Source organism: Petrotoga halophila DSM 16923, from assembly GCF_002924615.1.
On record NZ_JALY01000195.1, the window covers coordinates 1 to 3,983 of the forward strand.

Sequence of the window (3,983 nt, forward strand, 5' to 3'; positions counted from 1 at the left end):
CTACGGCGATAACTTTGCGGAATTTGCAAGCTTGCCAAGACCAGAATTTGGTGGAAAATCTTTGAACAAAATGATAGAAGATGCAGCCCTTGAATCTGATCCTGCTAAAAGAGAGCAAATGTACATAGATATTCAAGAATTTGTTTTTGATTACGCTCTTGTTTTACCACTTTATCAGCCACAAGGGTTGAGGGTCCATCGTTCTTGGCTAAAAGGATGGATAAATAATCCAATTTGGCCAGGTGACTATTATTATAACTATACTAAGGTAGAGTAATAATTCTGCTAAAATATTGTGAAAAGAAAGTTTTTTGTAGTAGAATGTGAAGAGAGGGGGGTTCCCCTCTCTTTTTAAGTGATTACTTAATAAGTATAAATAACAGAGCGGAGGTGTTTGCTTTTGACCACATACATTATGAGAAGGTTGTTATTACTCCCTTTGATTATGTTGGGCGTTACATTGATAGTTTTTTCTATGCAACAATTACTGGGACCACTGAAACTTTTATCTACTTACGTTGATCCAAATACTTATGCCAAGTTATCTGATCAAGATAAAATTGCTTTGATGGAGCAGTATGGATTGACCGATCCTTGGCCTGTTAGATACGGCAAATGGATAGGGAATTTGTTCAAAGGTGATCTTGGTTGGTCTGTAGTGGGGAAAGAGCCTGTTATTGATGCTTTATTACACAGATTTCCCTATACAGTAGAATTAGCACTATATGCTCTTTTCCCTATAATAGGAGTTGGTATATGGTTTGGGGTTACTGCTGCAGTTCATCATAATTCATTCATAGATCAAGTTATTAGAATATTTGCTTTAATTGGTTGGTCTTTGCCAGATTTTGTTTGGGCAATCCTTGTCTTATTGATATTTTATATTGGCTTGGGATGGTTTCCTCCAGGTAACCTAAGCTTGTGGGCAGATGAAATTGTAAAAAGTGCCACCTTTAATAACTATACTCATCTTTTGACTATAGATGCATTACTCAATGGAAGAATTGATATATTTTGGGATGCTTTAAGACATATTATAGGTCCAATTATTGCTATATCTTGGCTATGGTGGGCTAATCTATTAAGGATCACCCGATCTTCTATGTTGGAAGTTCTTAGAAGAGATTACATAAGAACTGCAAGATCAAAAGGGTTACCAGAAAAATTAGTTATAAACAAGCATGCTAGAAGAAATGCCTTGATCCCTGTTGTAACAACCGCGGGTCAAATGGTCATCGGTTTATTGGCGGGAGTTGTTATAGTAGAGATGGTTTTTGTTAGAACAGGTTTAGGATCCTTCGCTGCAACAGCCGCTCAACAATTGGATTATGCTTCTATAATGGGTGTTCTATTATTTACTTCTTTCATACTTATTGTAGGAAATCTTATAATCGATGTATCTTACGCATTTATCGATCCAAGAATTAGGTTAGGGTGAGGTGGAAATTGTGAATGAAGAAACAAAAAGGGCTTTAAAACGCTTTTTTACAAATCCTTCTGCTATCATAGGTTTTTCTATATTGGTATTTTTCATAATTATAGCGATACTGGCACCAGTAATAGCACCTCCTCAATTACCAAACGAAAGAAACTTGGAAAGAGCCCGTGAACAAATAAATGAAGATCCAACGGGAAATAAAGATTCTATTATTCAAGAGTTTAAAAACTATTGGGAAGACACATATTTTTTTGCTGAAATGGACTATCAAGATATGTCAAAATTGATGGAAAGTGTTGAAAAGTTTGAAAATGGGGAAATTGAAAAAGAAGAATTAAAATCTGAAATTAAAGGATTAGTTGATATGTATGTTCTAAATAGGTCCTACTACGAAGATTTTGATGAAGATACTAATGGTGTAATTAGAAGGTTGAGAAATGAATATGAAAACGTAGTTGAAAGGTATGAAAGGTCTTTAAGATTTTCAGAAATGATCAGCGATCTTCAATCACTCAATGGACAAGATTTCAAAAATGAAGCTTTAAACGTTTATGAAACATTAAACAAAGATTTCTTGAACTCAATTGAATTCAATCCGTTCTTGATTCCCAACGTAGTTTCAACGTTAGAGCCTATACCACCATCTCCTGAACATCCCTTTGGGGTAGTAAATCAAAAGGATATCTTTTACGGTGTTGTTTGGGGAAGTAGAACCGCTTTTCAAATAGGGTTGGTGGTAGTTTTAATTTCAACTATCGTAGGGCTTTTTATAGGTTCAGTAGCTGCCTATTTTGGTGGTTGGCTCGAAGAAGTTCTGATGAGAATCACGGATATCTTTATGTCAATACCTTTTATGCTTGCAGCTATGGTTTTAACAACTATTTTAGGTCTTGGAGTTAGAAATATGATGATCGCCTTGATAATTTTTGGTTGGATGGTCACAGCCAGGTTGATCAGAGGGAATATACTTCAAGCCAAAAATGAGCAGTACGTTATGGCTGCGAAAGCTCTTGGGGTAAGGGATGCGGCAATTATAGTCAAACATATCTTACCTAATACGATATTTCCAGTTTTGATAAATGGGAGATGCCCTAAGAGATGTTTTTGATCCGAGAATGAGACGATAAAGTGAGAGGAGGAAGCTTTTTGAAAGATAACAATAGCAAACCTATACTTCGTGTTGATAATTTGCATGTTCATTTTAAGACAGAGGATGGTATAATAAAGGCGGTCAATGGAGCCAGTTTTGATCTTTATCCAGGTGAAACGTTGGCAATAGTGGGAGAATCTGGTTCAGGCAAAACAGTTACTGCGCTAAGCACTATAAGGTTACTAGACGAAAATGGATGGATCGCTGAAGGAGAAATACAGTACAAAGATATGGATGTTTTATCTTTATCGGACAATCATCTCCGAAGGATACGTGGTAATGAGATTTCCATGATCTTCCAGGAACCTATGACCGCTTTAAACCCAGTCTACACGATTGGGGAACAAATCATGGAATCTCTTGAATTGCATCTTAAGATTAGTGAAAAAGAAGGGAAAAAAAGAGCGATTGATTTATTAAGAAAAGTTGGTATTCCTGAACCAGAAAGGCGAATTGACCAATATCCTCATGAATTGTCCGGTGGAATGAGACAGAGAGCCATGATCGCTATGGCGTTAGCTTGCAACCCTTCCATCCTCATAGCAGATGAGCCAACTACCGCATTGGATGTTACCATACAGGCACAGATACTGGAACTCATGAAGGATTTACAAAATGAGTTTAAAATGTCTATAATTTTTATTACACATGACCTTGGAGTTATTGCTGAGATGGCTGATAGGGCGATAGTTATGTATGGTGGAGAAGTGGTTGAAAGTGGTGACATCAAAACCATTTTTAAAAGGCCACGTCATCCTTATACATGGGGGTTGATGAATTCTATTCCCAGGATAGACAAAGAAGAGGAGAGGTTGCTTTCTATTCCTGGAGTAGTTCCAAACCCCTTGAACTTTCCAAAGGGTTGTAAATTTTCAAATAGGTGTTTCTTTGCTGACCAAAAATGTGTAGATGAAGATCCCAACTTGGAAGAAGTAGAACCTCGCCATTTTTCCCGTTGTTGGCACATAGACAAATTATTGGATGAAATGAACAAAGTCAAAGAAGGTGAAGTATAGTGCCAAATAGTGACAAAGTAATCTTAAAAGTTGAAAATTTAAAAAAATATTTTCCTGTTAGAGCAGGGGTCTTCAAAAGAACCGTTGCTCATGTATTAGCTGTAGACGATATTAGCTTTGCAATAAAAGAAGGAGAAACTCTGGGGCTTGTTGGTGAATCCGGTTGTGGTAAAAGTACAACAGGTATGACAATCCTAAGATTATACGAACCAACAGACGGACGAATTATAATGGGAGAACAAGACACTACACCATGGTTCATGAGAGGTACCACCATTAATAAGTATGTTAAAACGATTTATGCTGAAAGATTTGAGAAAATGAAAAAAGAATTAGGTTCAGAAGAAGAAGTAATTAAGAAATTAGATAATGAAATAGA

Annotated in this window: 3 protein-coding genes and 3 pseudogenes; all 6 read left to right on the forward strand. The window is 36.5% G+C overall.

Annotation, left to right across the window (positions count from 1 at the left end; all coding sequences use genetic code 11):
- A pseudogene (locus AA81_RS09695) lies at positions 1-277 on the forward strand (ABC transporter substrate-binding protein); the annotation flags it as partial.
- A 123-nt stretch (positions 278-400) separates the two neighbouring features.
- The gene (locus AA81_RS09700; RefSeq protein WP_103079269.1) at positions 401-1,438 is read left to right on the forward strand and encodes an ABC transporter permease; all 1,038 of its coding nucleotides are present in this window, start codon (positions 401-403) and stop codon (positions 1,436-1,438) included.
- 10 nt (positions 1,439-1,448) lie between these two features.
- Positions 1,449-1,583 (forward strand): annotated as a pseudogene (locus AA81_RS14770) (ABC transporter permease); the annotation flags it as partial.
- Positions 1,584-2,030: 447 nt separating this feature from the next.
- A pseudogene (locus tag AA81_RS14775) lies at positions 2,031-2,516 on the forward strand (ABC transporter permease); the annotation flags it as partial.
- Between the two features lie 68 nt (positions 2,517-2,584).
- The gene (locus AA81_RS09710) at positions 2,585-3,604 is read left to right on the forward strand and encodes an ABC transporter ATP-binding protein (protein ID WP_103898907.1); all 1,020 of its coding nucleotides are present in this window, start codon (positions 2,585-2,587) and stop codon (positions 3,602-3,604) included.
- Positions 3,604-3,983, forward strand: a 380-nt coding sequence (locus AA81_RS09715) for an ATP-binding cassette domain-containing protein (protein WP_146050379.1), incomplete at its 3' end; no start/stop codon positions are given. The genes AA81_RS09710 and AA81_RS09715, both read left to right, overlap by 1 nt.